General features: G+C 64.3%; 18 protein-coding genes. 8 read left to right on the top strand and 10 right to left on the bottom strand.

The window, feature by feature from the left end; translation table 11 throughout:
- From E8A49_RS14395 to E8A49_RS14405, 3 genes are all read right to left on the bottom strand, one after another.
- Positions 1 to 618 (bottom strand): ATP-binding protein, encoded by a 618-nt coding sequence (locus tag E8A49_RS14395; protein ID WP_293382497.1) that lies wholly within the window; start codon positions 616 to 618, stop codon positions 1 to 3.
- A gap of 165 nt (positions 619 to 783) precedes the next feature.
- The gene (locus E8A49_RS14400) at positions 784 to 2,325 is read right to left on the bottom strand and encodes a cation:proton antiporter (RefSeq protein ID WP_293382500.1); all 1,542 of its coding nucleotides are present in this window, start codon (positions 2,323 to 2,325) and stop codon (positions 784 to 786) included.
- 92 nt (positions 2,326 to 2,417) lie between these two features.
- The gene (locus tag E8A49_RS14405; RefSeq protein WP_293382503.1) at positions 2,418 to 3,179 is read right to left on the bottom strand and encodes an SDR family oxidoreductase; all 762 of its coding nucleotides are present in this window, start codon (positions 3,177 to 3,179) and stop codon (positions 2,418 to 2,420) included.
- A 249-nt stretch (positions 3,180 to 3,428) separates the two neighbouring features.
- Between E8A49_RS14405 and E8A49_RS14410 the strand changes: the two genes are divergently transcribed.
- Together E8A49_RS14410 and E8A49_RS14415 are read left to right on the top strand one after the other, a co-directional pair.
- Positions 3,429 to 3,929 carry a hypothetical protein gene (locus E8A49_RS14410; RefSeq protein WP_293382505.1) on the top strand — a complete coding sequence of 167 codons (501 nt, stop codon included), beginning with the start codon at positions 3,429 to 3,431 and terminating at the stop codon, positions 3,927 to 3,929.
- 762 nt (positions 3,930 to 4,691) lie between these two features.
- Positions 4,692 to 5,237, top strand: coding sequence for a helix-turn-helix transcriptional regulator (locus tag E8A49_RS14415; RefSeq protein WP_293382508.1), 546 nt, complete (start codon positions 4,692 to 4,694; stop codon positions 5,235 to 5,237).
- Between the two features lie 12 nt (positions 5,238 to 5,249).
- Here E8A49_RS14415 and E8A49_RS14420 read toward each other — a convergent pair whose 3' ends face one another.
- Positions 5,250 to 5,507: a helix-turn-helix transcriptional regulator gene (locus E8A49_RS14420; RefSeq protein ID WP_293382511.1), complete on the bottom strand. Its 258-nt coding sequence runs from the start codon at positions 5,505 to 5,507 to the stop codon at positions 5,250 to 5,252.
- A 307-nt stretch (positions 5,508 to 5,814) separates the two neighbouring features.
- Here E8A49_RS14420 and E8A49_RS14425 point away from each other — a divergent pair, with 307 nt between their 5' ends.
- The 3 genes from E8A49_RS14425 to E8A49_RS14435 all read left to right on the top strand — a co-directional run bounded on the left by E8A49_RS14425 (position 5,815) and on the right by E8A49_RS14435 (position 7,208).
- Positions 5,815 to 6,405 (top strand): lytic transglycosylase domain-containing protein, encoded by a 591-nt coding sequence (locus E8A49_RS14425; RefSeq protein ID WP_293382514.1) that lies wholly within the window; start codon positions 5,815 to 5,817, stop codon positions 6,403 to 6,405.
- Positions 6,402 to 6,716, top strand: a complete 315-nt coding sequence (locus E8A49_RS14430; RefSeq protein WP_293382517.1) for a TrbC/VirB2 family protein — start codon at positions 6,402 to 6,404, stop codon at positions 6,714 to 6,716. The genes E8A49_RS14425 and E8A49_RS14430 overlap by 4 nt, the downstream gene beginning before the upstream one ends.
- Before the next feature lie 150 nt (positions 6,717 to 6,866).
- Positions 6,867 to 7,208 carry a FecR/PupR family sigma factor regulator gene (locus E8A49_RS14435; RefSeq protein WP_293382520.1) on the top strand — a complete coding sequence of 114 codons (342 nt, stop codon included), beginning with the start codon at positions 6,867 to 6,869 and terminating at the stop codon, positions 7,206 to 7,208.
- 30 nt (positions 7,209 to 7,238) lie between these two features.
- Here the strand turns inward: E8A49_RS14435 and E8A49_RS14440 are convergent, their stop codons facing one another.
- Positions 7,239 to 7,586 (bottom strand): DUF3768 domain-containing protein, encoded by a 348-nt coding sequence (locus E8A49_RS14440; protein ID WP_293382523.1) that lies wholly within the window; start codon positions 7,584 to 7,586, stop codon positions 7,239 to 7,241.
- A gap of 722 nt (positions 7,587 to 8,308) precedes the next feature.
- Here E8A49_RS14440 and E8A49_RS14445 point away from each other — a divergent pair.
- A complete protein-coding gene (locus E8A49_RS14445; protein WP_293382526.1) occupies positions 8,309 to 9,487 on the top strand; it encodes a DNA methyltransferase in 1,179 nt (392 codons plus the stop codon).
- A 108-nt stretch (positions 9,488 to 9,595) separates the two neighbouring features.
- On the opposite strand, the gene E8A49_RS14450 is transcribed toward E8A49_RS14445, so the two are convergent.
- The 4 genes from E8A49_RS14450 to E8A49_RS14465 form a co-directional block, all read right to left on the bottom strand.
- Positions 9,596 to 10,813 (bottom strand): hypothetical protein, encoded by a 1,218-nt coding sequence (locus E8A49_RS14450; RefSeq protein WP_293382529.1) that lies wholly within the window; start codon positions 10,811 to 10,813, stop codon positions 9,596 to 9,598.
- Positions 10,814 to 10,815: 2 nt separating this feature from the next.
- The gene (locus E8A49_RS14455) at positions 10,816 to 13,113 is read right to left on the bottom strand and encodes a sensor histidine kinase (protein ID WP_293382532.1); all 2,298 of its coding nucleotides are present in this window, start codon (positions 13,111 to 13,113) and stop codon (positions 10,816 to 10,818) included.
- A complete protein-coding gene (locus E8A49_RS14460; RefSeq protein WP_293382535.1) occupies positions 13,110 to 14,345 on the bottom strand; it encodes a class I SAM-dependent methyltransferase in 1,236 nt (411 codons plus the stop codon). The genes E8A49_RS14455 and E8A49_RS14460 overlap by 4 nt, the downstream gene beginning before the upstream one ends.
- Before the next feature lie 382 nt (positions 14,346 to 14,727).
- On the bottom strand, positions 14,728 to 16,176 hold the full coding sequence (locus tag E8A49_RS14465) for an integrase arm-type DNA-binding domain-containing protein (protein ID WP_293382538.1): 1,449 nt from the start codon (positions 16,174 to 16,176) through the stop codon (positions 14,728 to 14,730).
- Between the two features lie 224 nt (positions 16,177 to 16,400).
- Here E8A49_RS14465 and E8A49_RS23205 point away from each other — a divergent pair, with 224 nt between their 5' ends.
- Complete coding sequence (locus tag E8A49_RS23205; RefSeq protein ID WP_366928828.1) at positions 16,401 to 16,862, top strand: DUF6538 domain-containing protein; 462 nt, start codon at positions 16,401 to 16,403, stop codon at positions 16,860 to 16,862.
- Positions 16,820 to 17,494 (top strand): hypothetical protein, encoded by a 675-nt coding sequence (locus E8A49_RS14470; RefSeq protein ID WP_293382541.1) that lies wholly within the window; start codon positions 16,820 to 16,822, stop codon positions 17,492 to 17,494. Before E8A49_RS23205 ends, E8A49_RS14470 begins: the two co-directional genes overlap by 43 nt.
- On the opposite strand, the gene E8A49_RS14475 is transcribed toward E8A49_RS14470, so the two are convergent.
- Positions 17,491 to 18,378: a LysR family transcriptional regulator gene (locus E8A49_RS14475; RefSeq protein ID WP_293382544.1), complete on the bottom strand. Its 888-nt coding sequence runs from the start codon at positions 18,376 to 18,378 to the stop codon at positions 17,491 to 17,493. The genes E8A49_RS14470 and E8A49_RS14475 overlap by 4 nt on opposite strands.
- Between the last annotated feature and the right edge of the window lie 63 nt (positions 18,379 to 18,441).

Here is an 18,441-nt window from a genome sequence, read left to right on the forward strand (position 1 = left end):
CTAGAGCCGCGGGTCGCGCCGCGGCGCGTTCAACGGCGCGGCCACCCAAGCGCAGGCGCCGCTCGCCGTGAACTGCCAGTCGGCATGGCCGCCAATCTCCGCCGCCAGGGCCGCGACGACGCGGCGACCGCGGCCCGGATTGGAGCTTGGGCTGCAGGGACCTTCGTTGCTCACGCGGCAGATCAGGTCGGGTCCGGCCGTCATCAGCGCGACGGCGATCGTGTGGTTCCGCCCGCCGTGCCGTGCGGCGTTGTGGATCAACTCCGAGACGATCAAAGCAAGGCGCCAGCATCGCTCGCCTGGCCAGATCACCTCAAGGTCTCCGATCTGCAGCTGAACGCCCGCCTCCCAGGAGAGCGCGTTGGCGACGGCGGCGCAGACGCCGGACATGTATTCGGCGACGTCACAGTGGACATCGGCCCGCGGCATCGCCAGGGCGCGATGAGCGAGGGCGTGGGCGTGGAGGCGGTCGGCGGCGGCCAGCAACCGGCGGCGAACGACGGTGTCTTCGGTGCTTCGGGCGGCCAACGTCAGGTCGGCGATGGCATGGGTGTATTCGTTGAGAACCCGGTGGGCGAACTCCTCGACCAAGACGAGGGCGGTCGTCTCGTAGATCATCACAATGGCTCCGCATTCCAGGCGGGACCGTTCTGGCCTGGAGCACAGAGCTGGGCTTGACCGAACGGTCTCGGATTGCACGACCGTGCGCAAAGCTGAGGGGCGGATCCCCAGCCAGGGCGCGTAAGCGGCGCCGCGCTCGATCCTCGCGGCGGGGCCGCCGGTTCAGCTTTCCTCGATCTGGCGCTCGTCGTCGTCGCTGATGGTCACGTCCTGGAAGTCCAGTTCTTCCTGCAGGATCAGGAAGGCCTCCGCGTCGACCTCGCCCGCACGCCGCAACGCTTCGAGGCGCTCCCGCTGCCGCCGCAACGCAACCCGCCCAACTTTCCGTTTCGCCGCCAGCGGATGGGGATCGCCGTCTGGCGCGGCGGCGGCCTTGGTCACCTCGAAGCTGGCGCGCCAATGATCGGCGGCGGGTCCTGACTGCGCTTTCAGACTCGCCAGGCCCGTTGTCGCCAGGGCGAAGCGCGCCGAGGCCAGCTCGGCCGCGAGCCCGTCCTCGCCGTCCAGCTTGAGCCAACGGACGAGCGGCGCGAGGCTGAGGCCCTGCAAGATCAACGTCGCCAAGACCACGGCGAAGGCGGTCAGCACGATGAGGTCACGCTGCGGAAAGTCGCCGGGAAGCGCGAAGGCCGTGGCCAGGGTCACCAGGCCCCGCATGCCGCTCCAGCCGATCAGAACGCCCCGCGCCAAGGTGGGTCGTGGATTGTCGCCCCGGAACGCGTGGATTCGAGCCGCTGCGGTGACATAGATCAGGACCCAGGCCACGCGGACCGCGATCAGCACGACGACGACTGCGCCGGCAAACATCGCGGCCTCCCGCAGCCGTGCAGCGTCCAGGCCGGCGACGATGGCGCGGGCCTGGAAGCCCATCAGCAGAAACGCCAGGACGTTGAGCAGGAACACCGCGACGGCCCAGACGGCGAAGCTCTGGATGCGCGTCCGCGCCGGCGTGGCCAGGCCGGCCGAACGCGCGATCGTCATGGCGTAGGCGACGACGCAGAGCACCGCCGAAACTCGCAGCCGGTCGGCGATGATCCAGATGCCGAAGCAGCTGACGAACTCGAAGATGTTGCCGCCCAAGGTGCCGGTGATGAACGGCGTGATGTGGCGGTTCAGCTTGGCCAGCACAATTCCGAGGAGGATTCCCGCCGGCGCAGCGATGCCGAGCTGGATCGCCGTCTGCAGGTCGACGCCGGTCTTGTGGTGGAACGACATGGCGGCCGTGAACAGCAGGAGGGCGGAGGCGTCGTTGAGCAGGCTCTCGCCCTTCAGGACGCTCACGGAGCGTCGCGGCATCTGGACACTGCTGAGCACCGCCGTCGCCGCGGCGGCGTCCGGCGGGGAGACGATCGCGCCGAGCGTGACGGCGGCATAGAGCGGCAGGCCCGCGAACCGCACGCCGACCCAGGCCACGGCGCCGGCGCTTAGGAAGACGGCGAACACGGCAAGGGCGAGCAGGGGGCGCCAGTAGCGACGGATGGCGCCCAGCGGGAAGTCGTAGGCGGCGTCCACCAAGACCGGTGCGATGAACAGCGCCAAGGCGGTGTGCGGGTCCAGCCGAACCTGCGGCGCGCCAGGGACCAGCGCCAGCCCGACGCCGGCGGCCGCCAGCATCGTGGGGTAGGGGACGCCGATGCGTCGCGACGCCTGCAGCAGGATCACCGCCACCGCCAGCAGCGCCACGATGCTTTCGAAGATCGTCACCCTAAGTCTCCCCCGGGAGTCGCGCCGGCCTGGCCGCGCGGCGGCGGCAAGACGACGCGCCGGACCCGCGTGTCCGTCGCGACGCGGGAAGCCTAGGGCGTCTCCGGGTGCAAGTCGCGCCAGTTGGCCGCCGCCGCGGCGTCCCAGGCGGCCTGCATACCTGCCTCGAGCGCGGCGGGGTTTTCGCGGCGCGTGGCCCAGACGTGGTGCGCCCGCTCTCCCGCCAGGACGTGATCCAGACCGGCGTCTACCCCCTCCAGCGTCCGCGCCACGACCTCCACCGGCGTCGTCTTGGCGCCGTCGAGGCCCGCCACCATGTCGGTGTCGATGAAGCCCGCGTAGACGCCGAGCACCTGGGTGCCCTGCGCCTTCAGCTGGATCCGGGCCGCGTCAGTCACGGCGAGTTCGGCATGTTTGGAGGCGCTGTAGGTCGCGAGGGCGGGCGACGTGACCCAGCTGAGGACCGACAGGACGTTGACGATCGCGCCCCCGCCGTTGGCGGCCAGCACCGGCGCGAAGCACCGCACCATGTCGAGCGTCCCAAAGACGTTGACGTCCATTTCGCGCCGCATCGCCTCGGCGGATCCGTCGGCGAGCATCGGGCTGCGCAACATGATCCCGGCGTTGTTGATCAGCAGGGTGACGTCCGTGCAGCGGGCCGCAGCCTTGGCCACATCGCTCGGCTGGGTGATGTCGAGCGCGACCGGCACGGCCGGTACGCCGGCCATTGCCGAGGGGATCCGCGCTCCGGCGTAGACCATGGCTGCGCCCCTCGCGAGCAAGCCGTCCACGAAAGCCCGGCCCAAGCCACGGTTGGCGCCGGTCACCAGTGCGACGCTTCCTTCGATCTTCATGGGGCGCCTCGTCGCTCGCTACGCACGCTGGCAAGCCAGCGCCGGATCTTCGGCCGGACATGAAGTCTGCGGGGCTGGCGATGACCTGTCGATTATACCTGGGTATCGCCGCCCGCCGACGTGCGCGCGCCAACTGTCGGGAGCTTCACTCCAGAGCGCGCCCCAGCGGGCCAGAGTCGACTATACGTCCGTATATCTTCCGTCTCAAGACACGCGGGCTATGCTCGAGGTTCAGTTTGGAGACGTCCCATGAGTGCGCAGGTAACAGAGACCGAATTCACCGGTAAACTCGTGACGATTCGGTCAAAGAAGTCGTTCGCAGAGCTTACCAGTGGCATTGAAAAGCTGTTTCATCACTATGACACAGCTAAGCTGGCGGCGCTCACCGCCGAGGGTGATACCGAAAAGCTTGCGAACTACGTGAAGGAGGTTGGCGGCTCGACCGAGTTCGCCATCTTCTTCCAGCTCGACCAAGGATCGACGCAACGCCTCGCCGGCATACCGATCGAGTCCAGATTCTACCTCTTCGGAAACGCCACCATTGCTCAGGGTCTGTTCCGCTACTCCGCGACCGCCGGCTTGGGCGCGCCTGTGCGGTTCTGCGTCTCCCAACGCGATGGTGAAGACGCCAGGATCGATATCGATCTGCCGACGGCGTTCTTCAGTCAGTTTCCAGAGCTGCGCGACTCCCCGATTCCGGCGGAGTTGGACGAGCGTATGATCCCGCTCTTGGAGAAAATTGCGGGGTAGCGCTTGTCGGAGCGCTGGTCGCTTGGCGTCTGACGGCGTTGCTCGCCAAGGCCTGATTTAATGGGTCCAAACCAGTCGAGGGGCGCCAATGTGAGAAGCTGAAACCGTCGAAGCGGAAGAGGCCGTCTGCAGAGCCACCCCAGACATAGCCGTCGTGGGTCTGGGCGATCGAGGTCGGCGGCGCGTCGAGGCCTGCCTCGCCGGTCTGCCAGGCCTTGTGCGCGTATTGCGTCAGCGCGGTCGCGGGGTCTACGGCCACTGCGTCGCCGGCCCAGCCTTGCAGGGCCAGTAGGACCAGCATGGTCAGCAGGGGACGTCGCCATCGGCCGGCGCGGGAAGGCCAGGAGCCGCCGTGCAATCGCGCCCCCAGAGGTTTGCCCGGCCGCGCCGGCCAGTGGATTGCGGAGCCGCTTCCGTCCGCAAACCCGAGCTTGCTGGACGCCGCAGGCGTCCAGGATAGAGCCATCTCCTGTCCCAGTCAGGCCATGCCTATGGATTGGTGGCCGCATGCGCGGCGCGCCCGTAGCGAGAACGGGTGCGGGCGAATCAGGGCGTGCGCGGACGTTCGCGCTTGAACCCCTAGGCCCCGTACACGGAGCTTTCCGCAACGAGGTTGCGGAGATTGCACCTGAGACTGCGGAGGACGGGTCGGCGCCGCTCATGCCGTAAGGATTGAGGGCCTCGGAAGTCCATCCGGGCTTGGCAGCCTGCAGGATCGTGTAGAAACAAAAAAACAAGCGTGAGTTGTGTAGGGCGAGTTCTATGATCGAGCCTAAAGCGGTCGTTCCCAGCCGTAGCGAAGCCTTGGGGCAGGCGCTGAGAACGCTCCGAAAGCTACGCGGCCGCCGACCGGGCGAGATGGCCGTCCTGCTCGGAATTTCCCGCCGGGCCTACGAATATTTCGAAGCCGGCAAGGGTCCGCTGAACGTGGATCGCGTCCACTTGTTCGCACAGATTCTGGATGTCGACCCGTTTGCGATCCTGACCGCCATGGAGATCCGCTCGCCGCAATTCGCGGTCGCCTGCGCGGACCACAAGATGATGACCCTGATGATGGTGGCGGCGCAGGAGTTTGACGCGGTCGCCGGCGCCGACACCGCACGGCTCAACGCCGCCACTATCATCGCCGGGTTCACCCGGGTGTTCGACGCCTTGGCCAGGGAAGCTCGCGAAGGCGAGGACTTCGCCGAGCGTTGGCTGGGCGAAGCCGAGCCGCCCGCCCCGTCTCCGACAGCCGACCCGGAGACGCCGACGCACGATGCGGAAGGCGACCCGGACCCGGATTCCTCCGACAAGCCGGACGGCTAGGTCGGAGTCGCCTCAGGGCTCTTCGGCCAGCAGACCGAGGCGGTGCGCGCGAATGACCGCTTGAATCCGCGTTCGGACCCCGAGCTTTTCGCAGGCCTTGGCGAGGTACTCCTCGACGGTGCGCGGTGAGAGGCCAAGGATGAGGCCAATATCCGCCGCGCTCTTTCCCTCCTGGACCCAGTACAGGCATTCGGTCTGGCGGCGGCTGAGTCTGACGAGGGAGGTCTTGGCCGAAACGCCGGTTTGGTCCGTGGAGCCGGGGCTTTGCATGGTTTTCGATCCCAACGCGTCGCCGGCCCATCGTCACTTCAGATCGCCGGCGGCAATCGAAACCCAAGAATATATTCGTCGTGACATAGTTCCCGCCAAGGGCAGTCGCGCGTTCGTTTGGTAAGAGGTGGTGCAGTTTCCGCAACCTGCTTGCGGAAAACCCGCATCATCTTGCGAATTCCAGATATTCGGTTTGTGGTGGAGCTGCGGTAAGGTCAGTCGGACCCCGTAAGCTTACGTCTCGTGGCGCGAACGCCGGGTTTGCCACAGTGCTGGGCATGTTCCCGCACTCCCCTGGACCCGCCCGATGAGCCTCGACCCCGCCGCCGTTCTGGCGCTGGCGCTGCGGTGCGCGCCGGCTGTCGCGCCCGAGACCCTGCTCGCGGTCGCGCGCGCTGAGAGCGGCCTTAACCCCAACGCCATTGGCGTGAATCGCGGCGCGCCTGTGACGTCGCCCCCGGCCTCACCCGCCGAGGCGGCGGCCGTCGCGCGGCGCCTCATCGGGGCTGGCGGCAACCTCGATCTCGGCCTGACCCAGATCAACAGCGCCAACCTGGCCCGTCTGGGCCTGAGCATCGACGACGCCTTCGAGCCGTGCCGCAACCTCGCCGCCGGCGCGCAGATCCTCGCCGAAGACTATGGCGTGGCCCACGTCCCGGCCGTCGACCCGCAGGCGGCGCTGAGGACGGCCCTCTCGCTCTACAATACCGGCGACGTCTCCCGCGGATTCCGTAACGGCTACGTGGCGCGCGTGGTCGCCGCTGCCAGCGGCGCCGGCGGCCCTCGCACCTCTTCACGCCCTTCGACCCCAACGCCACCCGCCTGGGACGCCTTTGGCGACCTCGGCCCGGCGGCCTTCGTCACCACCCCAGCGACCACGTCAGGAGCCGCCCCATGATCCTTCGTCCCTCCGCGCGTGTCGCGCGCCGCTTCGTGCTCGGCGTTGCGATCGTCGCCGTCGCCGCCTCGCCAGCGTTGGCGCAGACCACCACCTCAACCGGCCTCAACGTCGGCTCCGTCATCCAGAACGTGATCGGATTGCTCACGAACAATGTGGTCCGGGGCCTGGCGATCATCGCGGTGATCGTCACCGGCATCACCGCCATGTTCGGTCACCTCGACCTGCGCCGCGCCGGCCATGTGAACGAGGTCCGCCGGTCCCGCGAGGGGCGGAGCCAACCGGTCGTAGGATTTCGCAGGTTCGGCTAGAAATCGGCGGTCCGTGGACCGGTCCACATGTCCACCGGTCGATGCGTGAAAGCGTGGCCACGTGGTCACGACAGCGTTGCGAAAGGCGTCATCGTTCTGCCCGCCAAAGCGGGCTTGACCTCAACCCGCCGCCAGCCGGAGCATGGAGGGATGCGCAAGGTTCGCGATCCCAAGGCGGAAGCCCTGGCCTGGTTTGCACGGCTCGGCCACGCCATCACGACCGACGATCTCCGCCAGTTCTCGAGCTGGCGCGATGATCCGGCCCACGATGCGGCCTACCGGGAGGTCGAGCGCGAGGGTTTGCGGCTGCGAGGGCGCTTCGTGGTGACGCCGGACCCACAAGGCTACAGCGTCATCGACAGCTGGACGGGCGAACCCGCAACCTTCGCGAACGCCCAGTTGATCGGCATCAACGTAGCGGACGCGGACGACGTCCGCGAGATCCTGAATCGAAGGACCTTCGATAGCGGTGGTCGCCGGCGCCAGACCTGAGGCTCAAGTCCAACGCCGGCGGTCCCAGGGCTAATAATCCGACGCCAGCATCAGCGTCAGGATGCGCCGCGTGACCCCCGGATCCGCGGGATCGGGCGAGGCGTCCCGCAGATGCCGGTCGTAGTAGTCGATCTTCCAGATGAGCCGTTCGCGGGCCAGGTCGAACGCTCCGAAGTCACGCTCGCCATAGGGGTCATCGCCCTCGGGAAAGTCGGTGAAGCTGCCGACCGCCATCACGGCCTGGCGGACGAATACAGACCCTTTGGCTTGCAATGCGGCGGTGATCATCCAGCCGGGGCCGGGCGCGAGCCGCAGACGATCATTGAGATGGGCGATCACGGCCGCCCGGTGTTCGCGATCTTGGGAGTCGTTCGACATGTTGAGGCTCCTGACAGGGAGCCGCCCGATGCGGCTCCGAGGCCAGGCACCAGGACCGTGGGCGCGGGCCGACGCACCGCAGGGGCACGGGAAATTTGTGAGCGCGAGGAGGGACCAAGTCCCGGGGAAATTTCGAGTTGCGTCGGGAGCGCCTGAGGTCCGCTCTGGGCCGTCGGAGCGCGGCGGATGTGGTCGGCAAGGACCCTCAAACCACCCGAAACGTCCTATCCATCAGCGGGCCAAGGAGGCCCAAGCGGCGATTTCCAGATTTTTCGCCCGTCTAGGGCCCCTCCAGCGCGAAGACCCTAAGCCTTTACAATGTAAAGCAATCGCACGCACGTGAGATTCGCGGAGAAATGTCCCTAGGATCGTCGCTGAGGGCCCTAACGCGATTTAGAGTCAGGACCCCGCCTGTTTTCTCTGACGCCCCTTGTGGACAGACCTGCCGAACCGATTAGTAAGAGTGTCGTCTTCGAACCGGAGCCGACATGCCTCCCCCGCCCAGAGCCCTAATCGACCTCGCGACCGCCGCGCTGCAGTTCGGCACAGCGATGGCGCCATTGCTCACCGTCCTGATCGCTTGGCGCACGGGCAAGTCCGCTCGACGGCGCCGCGTCCCAGAGCCTCGGGCTGAGACCTGCGAGCGGACACGATCTCCGAAAGCAACTCGACAACCTGCACGCTGACGTTGATGCTGAAGTCGGTTCGGGGGATGGGTAGAGATGGCCGCGACGATTCATCCGTTTCCGGCGCGAATGGCGCCGGAACTGGCGCTGCAGGCGCTCGGCTTCGTTCCGGAAGGCGGCGTCGTCGTCGACCCGATGATGGGCTCCGGAACGGTGATCCGCCAAGCGGCAGACCTGGGCCGCAAGGCCATTGGTTTCGACCTCGACCCCCTTGCCGTGCTCATGTCACGCACCTGGACAACGCCTGTCGAAGACGCACGTGTCGGGGCGATCTATGATCGCGCCAAGACCCTCGCCCTCGCGGCGAAACCCTGTGATGTGGCGCTCCCGTGGATCGACGAGGACGAAGAAACAAAAACCTTCATCAGCTACTGGTTCGGCGAGCCCCAGGCCAACGCGCTGCGGTGCTGGGCGGGGGCAATCGCCACGTTGTCAGATACAGCTGACGCAGCAGACGCGGCGGCGCTTGATGTCATTCGAATTGCGCTGAGCCGGATCATCGTGACGAAGGAACAGTGCGCGAGCTTGGCTCGCGACACGTCGCACAGCCGGCCGCACCGTGTCGTGACGTCCTCCGATTACTGCGTCCACCTGGGGCTGGAACGTTCGCTCAAGATCGTGAGGTCTCGTCTCCTGGCTGTGCCACCGACCGCCGGCGCGATCGTCGGTCTCGGAGACGCACGCGACCTCAAGCTCGACAGCGGCTCGGCGGATGCCGTTCTGACGTCACCCCCGTATCTGAACGCGATCGACTACATGCGGGGGCACCGGCTGTCCCTGGTCTGGCTGGGGCACAAGCTCAGCGATCTTCGGCACATCCGTTCGACCAGCATCGGCGCGGAACGTGCGCCCGATGAAGGCAAGGCGATCCACGATGAGGTGAAGGCCGCGCTCGGGGATTTGACGAGCCTGCCGCGCCGCCATCACGCGATGGTCGACCGCTATGTGGCGGACGTTCTTGAAATGGTGGGTGAAATCCGGCGGGTCCTTAAACCGGGCGGCACCACCACCCTGGTCGTCGGAAACTCCTGCCTGAAAGGGGTCTTCATCAAGAACTCGGCGGGCGTCTCCAAGGCGCTGGAGATTGAAGGCCTGACCTACGACGACGAGACCGTTCGAGACCTCCCCAATCAGAGCCGATATCTTCCGACAGCCGAGGGCAGCTCGCTTTCAAAGCGTATGCGCGAAGAGACCGTTCTCAGATGGGTCGCCTAAGGCCTTACCTCGGGCGGAAAACGGGGGCCGCAGGTGTAGCGTGGCCTACTTGGGCCACTGAGTGACCCTCCCCGTCGCAACCCAGCGCGGTCCCCGCAGGGGAAGGTACTATGCGGTTTTGTACAGTGCTTCTGGGATCCGCGGCATTCCCGGCCGTTGGATGTAGGCCGCATAGCGTTGCTGCACTCGCGTCATGAAGGGAGGGAGCAGGCGACCAACTCGCTCGTATTTCCCGGCCACCATTTGCTTCAGGGTCTTCACTTTCATGTCTTTGAAGCGAACTGAGAAAGTCCGACCATCCATCATCGCGAAGATGATTACTTCGCCGTCCTTTTCGTTAAAGGTGCCGAAGTCTGGACTGATTTGCTTCTCAGCATCTTCGACGATTTTCGCCTGCAACAGGTACAGTTCGAGGCCATCGCCGCCTCGAAGGCAGTCGCACTCTGCACGGACATTGATCCAATAGGTCGTCTTTCCGGGCTCCACGGGGAATGCAAAGACATCGCCGGGCGCGTAGATGTCTTTGGTAAGGCGGTCTTCCCGCAAAAACCTCTCGCCTTCCAAGACTTTATGCATGGAAGTTAGGTAGACCGCTTCGTTCTGTTTCCGCTGTTCTTCGACTTTTCCGATGAACGAGTCCAGATTGAGATTTGTCGGCGCCATCCTTGATTCAACGAGCCGATTGAGGAGCCGGTTCATCTCGGCTTCCGGGGGCACCCCATCGGCTCCGAACGTCTGCCACAGGAGGACAGGCCAATAGGGCGCGCGATCGTGCAGGTCGATGAAGAGGTCGTTGGCCGCTTGAACGAAGGTGCGTTCCCAAGTCTTCAGGGTGAGGACCGATGGCGTGGCCGCCGCCCACTCTTCGAGCACATCGTAGAGTTTATCGATGACCTCTGATTTGCTCTTAACCAATATACGGGACTGCTCCACGCTGTGCTGAAGTTCCGCGTCCTTGGATAGTTCTTCAAGCACCTGCCCCGGGTCTTCATTGGTGAAGATGAAAACCGGCGCGTGGCGACTCTTACTGAGGCGCTTCAAGAAGGCGATGTTCTCTTGGATCTTCGCCTCGCTCAGTGCGGCTGGGAGCCGCACGCCAGCCTCTAATGGCTCGCCGTCAGCGTTCACCAGGTTCCAGTCCATGATGAAGAACGAGACTCGAGAAAAGTGCTCGAGGTCATAGTCGTCGGCGGGCAGCGCCCCGAGGGTGATGTGATGGCCCCCGCCAGCACGAATGTTGCCGAGAATCCTATCGATGGCGTCCTCTTGGCCCACGCCGTTGTCGATGACGACGGCGATACCCTTGAAGAGATTCGGAAGCACCATGGTTATGCCCGCTCCTTCACAAAGGAGACGACAAGGTTGGCCCCCTTGAGTATGCGCTGATCGCTGCGTGCGATGTCGATTGTGTATTCATGACGTTCGAGAAGCTGGCGCGCGATGTAGAGCCCGAGGCCTCGGCCATCTTCGCCCTTCCCCGAGAAGAAGGGTTCAAAGACATAGGCAAGGTCCTCCTCCCGAAAACCAGGCCCGCTGTCGGCGAATGTCATGGTCCCCTGATCCCCATCGAGCAGGATTTCGATCGTCCTCGGCTGCGGCGCGGCGGCAAGCCAGTAGGCGGCGTTGTCAAAGAGATTGAGAAGGAGCTGGAGCAGAACCGCGTCCGTCGTCTTCGCGACGAGGGGCGACCCAATGGTCTCAACGCTCACTTCGATGGAGTGACGATCGAGGAGGCTCTTGAAGATCTTCGTGACCTTCTCGACGAGATCTATGACCCGAACGTCTTTCCGACGCTGCTTGGTTGACCTGAAGAGCATTTGCATATCGCTCATCTGCGACTGCACAAAGCTCAACAGTCCTCGCATCGAGACGAGCTCGGCTGAGAGCGCTTCCTTCTCGATCTTCGCATCGTTCGCACAGAGCGACACCAACTTGTCGATGGCGGCCATCACGCGCTGCATCGCAAGCATGAGGTCATGCGAGGCCGCTTCGACCGAGAGACCGACGCCGGCCAGGTGTTCGGTGTTCTCCGCCCGCTGCACCAAATAGCGCCGCTCCGCCTTGTACTGGCGGTTCGCTTCGTTGAGCGTCTCACGCACCTTGGGAGGCGTATTTTCCGCGGCGGCGGCCGTGACGGCTTCGTCCATCAAGGTCTGCACCTTGTTGGACTTGAATACCTCCACATCTGACGTTTGCTTCAGCCGCTGGCGGTATTGCTCGTACGGCGTCTTCCGAACCCAGGCGAGAAGGGCTTGAAGCAACGACCGCAAATCGTCGACTGCGAGGCCGCTGTCGACGAGCCCTTCGCGACTGGTCTTGTCGCGAAGGTTCGGGTTCTCGGCTTGGGAGATATTCACGAAGCCGACGACCTGGTCGTTGCTCAGGAACTCGCTGGCGCGAACCGTCCCGCGACGGACGTCGATGAGCAACCAATCGTCGTCTGGATCGCCGTAGGGGAAGACGCGGATTCCGTCGCGATAAAGATAGATCCGATGCTTTTTGATCAGATCCTTATCGTCTTTATCCAGCATAAGCCGACCTTTGGCGTCGGCGCTGAAGTCGAAGACGTAGAACGTGAAACCAAATGATCCACACTCCGGACGGAGATTCTCAGCCTCCGCCGGCAAAAGGTCACGACGCTTCAGATAATCGCGGAATACGGCGAGACCAGTGATATCTGGATCGGCCAGGGCGAGCGTCTTCTCTTGACCATCCACTTCAAATTTAAACGCGGCGACGTCTTCGTCGAACCGCCCGTGAATTTTGAAGACAGAATGGTCGGCTAGAAGGACATCAAGCTTTTCGCGTAAGTCCGACCCGAGGGGCTCGTAGGTGTCACCGCGGTAGATGTAGACGGCAAACTCGTCGCCGATGGGCGACGGCGCCGTCTCAGGTTCCGGGTCACTGGCGGTCTGTTGTTCTGATGCGCCCTGGTCGGCCAGGCCGTCACCGAAAATGGACTGGAGGCGGCTGAGGTCCTCAAAGACCTTTTCGACCTTTCCGCGTGTCCACTTGCCGACTGGCGGCGAGATCTCGATCCGGGTCCCGTGCGGCGACCGTGTCGTCTTCTTCCCTGCAAGGTCGATCTCACCGGCGGTGATCACCTTCGCAGGCGTGACCTCCTCGAGCTCAAGGTCGAGCTCGTCGAGGAACATGGCTTTGTCGCCCTTGAGGAAATCGGCGTCGTACTGCGCAAGCTTGAGATCGAGGACATTTTCAGAAGGGATGCCGGCCGGCCGCGTGATCATTTTCACGTCCCTGCCCAGCTTCAGAAGGGCGAAGCGGCCGATGCCCTTCTCCCCCTGAATGATCCTCCCACGCGCTGTCCTGCGTTTGTCCTCATTCTTGGCCAGGAGCTTCATCGGGGTCGCTGGGTTGACCCAGTGATTTTCGATGACGTCGGTCGTCATGCCGTGACCGTCGTCCTCGACGATGATCTTGGCCGACGGTCCCGCGCGAAAATCCTCGTCGAAGTCTTCGAACGTCACCTTCACCCACGTCGCATCCGCATCGTAGGCGTTCTTGATGAGCTCGGACAAAGCCACCTGTTCGTTGCGGATCAGCTGATCGCCCAGCATCGTCAGCAACCGCGCGTACGGCTTGAACTTGAGAGGCGTCTTGGTCATCGGCGCTCAGCCATCAGGACGAATTCTTCCGCGTAGATGTGCATCCCCGTCGGCTGAGAAGAGAGCCTCCCATTGGGATGCCGGTAGGGGGTATTGGGTTTGTTCGTGACTGACCGTTTCACGACGCGGATGTCAGTGAACCCCGCCGCCAGCAAGCTTTCCACCATATGGTTGGCGTTGTCGATCCGCACACCGTTGAGTTGCGTATTTCCGACAACAAAGACGCAGATTCCACCGGGCCTGAGGAACTCGTGGCAACGTCCAACGGCCTTTTGCATGTCGAGGAAATAGGTCGCCATGGCCTCTGCCAGGGCGCGGTCCTTCTCGAAAAGACTGAACACCACCTGCATGCCGATTGAGTTGAGATGACGTAGCGCGCGACCGAGATCGGTGCGCCGGGTGCTTGTGCCGATGACGCCCGCGCGCAGGCGACGATGATCATCTGCGTAACCCAGCCATAGCGCCGACAACTGATGGACGTCAGCGTACTCGTACGATGTGGCGTAGGGTGGGCTGGTGATAATCAGATCGATGGGGAAGTTCGGCCGCTCGATCGTGTTCACATCGCCGTCGAGAATCTCGGCCGATGGCGCTGGCCGGTTGGGCATGGCCGCCCAAGCGTCGGACATAAAATCGCACTGTCGCACGAACGCTTGGAGGACGGCTGTCGGCGCCTTTCGCGCATCCATCGCGGGCTTCACCGACCGTTTGCGCCACTGCGAGGCGGGTTTCACAATGGCCGAGAAGGCGCAATCGAACGCAGCTCGAGAGGGGTCGCTTGCCGGGACTTTCGCACCTATCGCATTGCGGAGCTTGGCGAGGTCGCCGAACTGATCAGGCCGGTACCAAGGCGCCAGACGCGAAACCGCATCGGGGGACAGGTCCGGGACGGACGAGGCTCGGTCGAAGTTGGCCGAGATGTCGGCGGCAAGCTCGTTGAAGCGTTCAGGCTCGCCGCGGGCGCTTTTCACCCGAGCGATCAGGGTGGCCACTGGATTGATGTCGCAGCCCCAGAATTCGAGATTTCGGGCGCCGGCCACTTGCGTGACCGTTCCACTGCCACAGAAGACATCCCCGACACGCGTGACCTCGACTCCGCGAGCGGCCGCATATTCCAAGGCTCGCTCGACAATGAAGGCGGGGAAGCGCGCGGGGTAGAGATGGATCTGGTGGATCTTGTCTTCACGCGCTTCCGGTTCAGACCAAGCGGCTGATACCGGTGCATCGCGCAAACGATTGTATTTGAGCCCCGGCTTATCTCCTCGCGCATCCTCTTGTATTAGCAACATTTTGATCCGCGGGCGTCTGACTAAAATCGGTCCGCGAATCGTAGGGTGGGAGTGGTTAACAGCTGCTCGTGACTTGGACCCTAGGTCTCGATTGGCGCGATCCAGCACACTTGCTCTGAAATTCCGGAACCCTCTCCGCGCGTCGGTGGTCGTCGACCCCGGCGGTCGCCGCACAGCGAGCGCGATCAACGAAGTCCGCACGTCCACCTGTGAGCCTGTACGCTTCAGGCTAAAGGAGAAGCCTTGTCAGCGAGCGGGCTGCCTGCGACCAAAATGCGATGAACTTGATGCTGCGCAAACAGGTGAACAGGTGAACCTGTGCGCGCTAGGCGGCTTCCGCCGATCGAGGCTTTTGCGTCCGCGGTCCCATGGGCACGCCCAGGCGCGGGTCCGGCGGCGTCGGATCAAGACGCTCGTCTCCGATCTTCCGTGACGGCAGCAACGGCCAGGCGCGCTCTCGAGGCGAGCCATCCTTCGGCGGCGCCGTGCCGGCGGCGATGACGTGATCCGAGAGGCGCTGTTGCGCCGAGCGCAGGTGATCGTCCAACAGCTTCGATCGGGTGATGTAACCCTCGTTGACGTTCTCGCCCTTCAGGCTGTGGTTCATCAGGAGGTGCATATCGACGCCCGAGAGACCGGCCGCTTGCCCGAGCGTCCTATAGGTGTGGCGCAGGTCATTGCCCCACTTCGCGAGGACGTTGTCCCGGTCCTCCTTCTGCTCGACGATGTGCCCTTCTTCGCTGTCTGCAGCGAAGATCCAGGTCTCCGCAGCCTCGGCGTGCAGCATGCGGCTCACCCGCATCGCCCGGATCAGGCAGCAGATCATCGCCCGCGACAGCGGGATGTCGAAGGCCTTCTTCTCGCCGCCCTTGGGCTTGGTGATCCGCAGAATCCGGCCGCTGAGGTCCAGGTCCGGGACCCGGGCGGTCTTCAGGGCCGTCGGTCGACTGCCGGAGAGCAGAGTGAAAAGGTGGAATTCGCGTCGGATCGCATTGCGCAAGCGGCCCGCCTGGGTCATCCAGCCGGCGATGTCGGCGGACCCCATCGCGACGTCCCGGCGCAACTCCTCGTTCCAGTCCACCGCCGTGACCGGGTTCTCGGGCGGCAGCCCGCGGACGCTCCGACGGGCGTGATTGTAGATCGCGCGCAGCGTCCGCATGGAGCCGTTGGCGCCATATGGTCCGGAGCTGACCGTGAGGTCATCATGGCGCTTGGCGACCAGGCTGGGTTCCTCACCGAGCTCCCGCAGCGGCCGGTCAAGCCAGTCCGCGAGGAGACGCTCAACATGGTCGGTGTAGCCCGCGATCGTGGCTGGGCTGCGCCGCTTCCGTTCAAGGTGCGCGACCTTGTAGCGGACCCAGGCCTCGCGGAGGGTGATCTCCGACGAGGGCTTCACCTCCACCTTCGGCGGCTCCTTGAACTCACCCTGGAGAATCTTCACCAAGGCGGCCCGCGCGGCGACCCGCGCCTCGCGTGTCGTCATGTCCTCCGACGAGCCGATGGAGATTTTCTTCGTGACCCGCTTCCCGTCAGTGCGGAAGTCCGCCTGCACGGTGAAGGTCTTGGTGCGCGCACCCACTCGAACGAAGAAGCCGGGCAGCTCGGTGTCGCGAACGATGTATTGTCCGTCCGTGCTCAGCGGCAGCTGAAGGACGACTTTGTCGGTGAGGGTCTTCTTAAGATCAGGCATGGCACGCCGGAATTCTAGGACGGTATTAGGACGGTGTTTGTGCCAACCGGGTTTGTGGGGCGGGACACGAAGAAACCCTACCACGTACGAGAAAGAAAAGCAAATACAGATACTTATCGTGCTCTAGCGTAGTTTGGCGAAGAGCCTCTGGATCCCGCTGCAGGAACTACGAATCTGAGGGTCGGACGTTCGAATCGTTCCGGGCGCGCCATTCTTCCGAAAACCCGAGCGGTTTCAGGAAGTTCAACGCTGACAAGCCTTTCTGAACCCTTTGCCGTGCAAAACGGGTGTGCAAAGTGGGTCGGCGCATGAGCGGTCTGGAGCGGATTTCGAAGACAGGGGCCTATCGGTTTCGCCGAGGCATCCCAGCGCATCTTCGGCCTTATTTTCCGGATCGCGGGACGGTCTGGCGAGAACACCTCGACACGAAGGTCGAACGCGAGGCGCGAGTTCGATGCCTCGATGTCGCCGCTAGGGTGGAGCGGCTGTTCCAACAGGCCCAGGCCCAATTCGATGCAGAGCGCGACGAAGCGCCCGCCTATACGTCCGACCTGAGCCTCGAATATCTCACGGCGCTTGTGGCAGATTGGAAGCGCAGCGAGCGAAGCCGGCGAGCGCAGTTCGTCCTGGTTCGTCCCGTCATGCCGGGGTGGTCCGAGTTCCTCCACGAATGCGGGCTGCTCGGAATTGCGGTCAGAAGCCCAAGAACGAGGAGCCGGAGGCGTTCATGGCCCGGCTCACTGGCGAACAGTCATTCCTCGACGCCGTGATCCAGGAGCTCACGCAGAGCCGCGGTCTGCTGCTTGGACCGGATCATCCCGCGCGCGCCATCCTGAGCGATCTGCTGCGCTGCGCCTGGATCGAGGTGCTGGAAGCGGAGCATCGCTGGCGGACCCGAGACTATTCGGATCTTCCCATCGACACCGTCGTCGCGGTGGCGCCGGCGCCACCGCAACCGAAACCGGGCCACACTGTCAGTCCCAGCCCGCTGACCGATGAAGGCGGCCCGCTCCTAAGTGAGGCGTTCGAGGATTGGCGGAGACTCGGCAAGCCGGCGCCGCGGACCCTGATGGAGGCACGTACAGCACAGCGCCTGTTCCGGGAGCTGCACGGCGATCTTCCGATCGGTCAAATCGGAAAGCCGCACGCGCGAGCCTTTCGTGACGCGCTCGCCAAGCTTCCGAAGCATCTCAGCGCGGAACAGAAGTCCAAACCGCTCCCGGAACTGCTGGCGAGCAACCCACCCGGCGAACTGCGGGCGCCTCAAACCGTCAACAAGACCCTCAATCTACTCAGCGGTGTCCTCAGCCGTGCCGAGAAGGAAGGGCACTTCGACGATCGCCTATGGAGCAACCCGTTCAGCGTCCACCTCGACGTGGGCGACGATGACGAGGACAGCTAGCTGCTCTTCAGCGCATCACTCAGCGCGGTGAGAAAAAGTCGGGTTTTCCGGGCCACGTGCTCCGCGGACGGGATCAGGGCGTAGATCGGCGCGGCGGGACTGCGCCAATCCGGCAGCACCCGTTCCAGCCGACCGAGCTTCAAGTCGGTCGAAACGTCGATAGATGACTTCAGCATGATCCCGCGGCCCTGAAGGCCCCAGTCATGGACCACTTCGCCGTTGTCGCTGCGCAGGCGGCACGTCGGATGGATGTCGACGAGTGTTCCGCTCGCGTTTGAGAGGCGCCAGGGTCCGGTCCAACCGATCGACCTCAGCCCGTCATGCTCCGCGAGGTCGTCTGGTGTCTTCGGCCGTCCGCGCCGGTCGAGGTAGTCCGGCGAAGCGACCAGCACGCGGTGGCTGTCGGCCAGCTTGCGCATTACGTAGCTGCTGTCCTGGGCGGGGCCGATGCGGACCGCGACGTCGATGCGAGCCTCCATCAGATCGATGAGGCCGTCGCCCAGCCGCAGCTCGGTTTCGAACCGAGGGTGCGCGGCCATCATGGCCCCCAGCACCGGCGCCACGTGCAGGCGTCCCAACGAGATTGGGGCGCTGACCCGAAGTGTGCCGACGGGCTCGTCGCGACCTTCCGCAATCCAGTCCTCGGCAGCGTCAAGCGCCTCCAGCACGCGTTCGATCCGCGGCAAGAGGGCGGTCCCCTCGTCTGTGGACGAGAGGCTCCGTGTCGTGCGGTGGATCAGGCGCTGCCCGACCCGCCGTTCCAGGGTCGCCAGACGCTTGCTTACCACGGCTAGGCTCACGCCGAGGTCTCGCGCCGCGGCCGACAAACTGCCCAGCGCCAGGATCCGCTGGAACGTCCGCATCTCGTCGAGGTCATCGAGCATTATGCGCCAAATCGAAAGAGTGAGTTCGGGATTGGCCACGTTCTCGCTGTTTCGACGAGAGTG

Origin of the sequence: Phenylobacterium sp., assembly GCF_004799515.1 — a bacterium.
Lineage (GTDB): Bacteria > Pseudomonadota > Alphaproteobacteria > Caulobacterales > Caulobacteraceae > Phenylobacterium.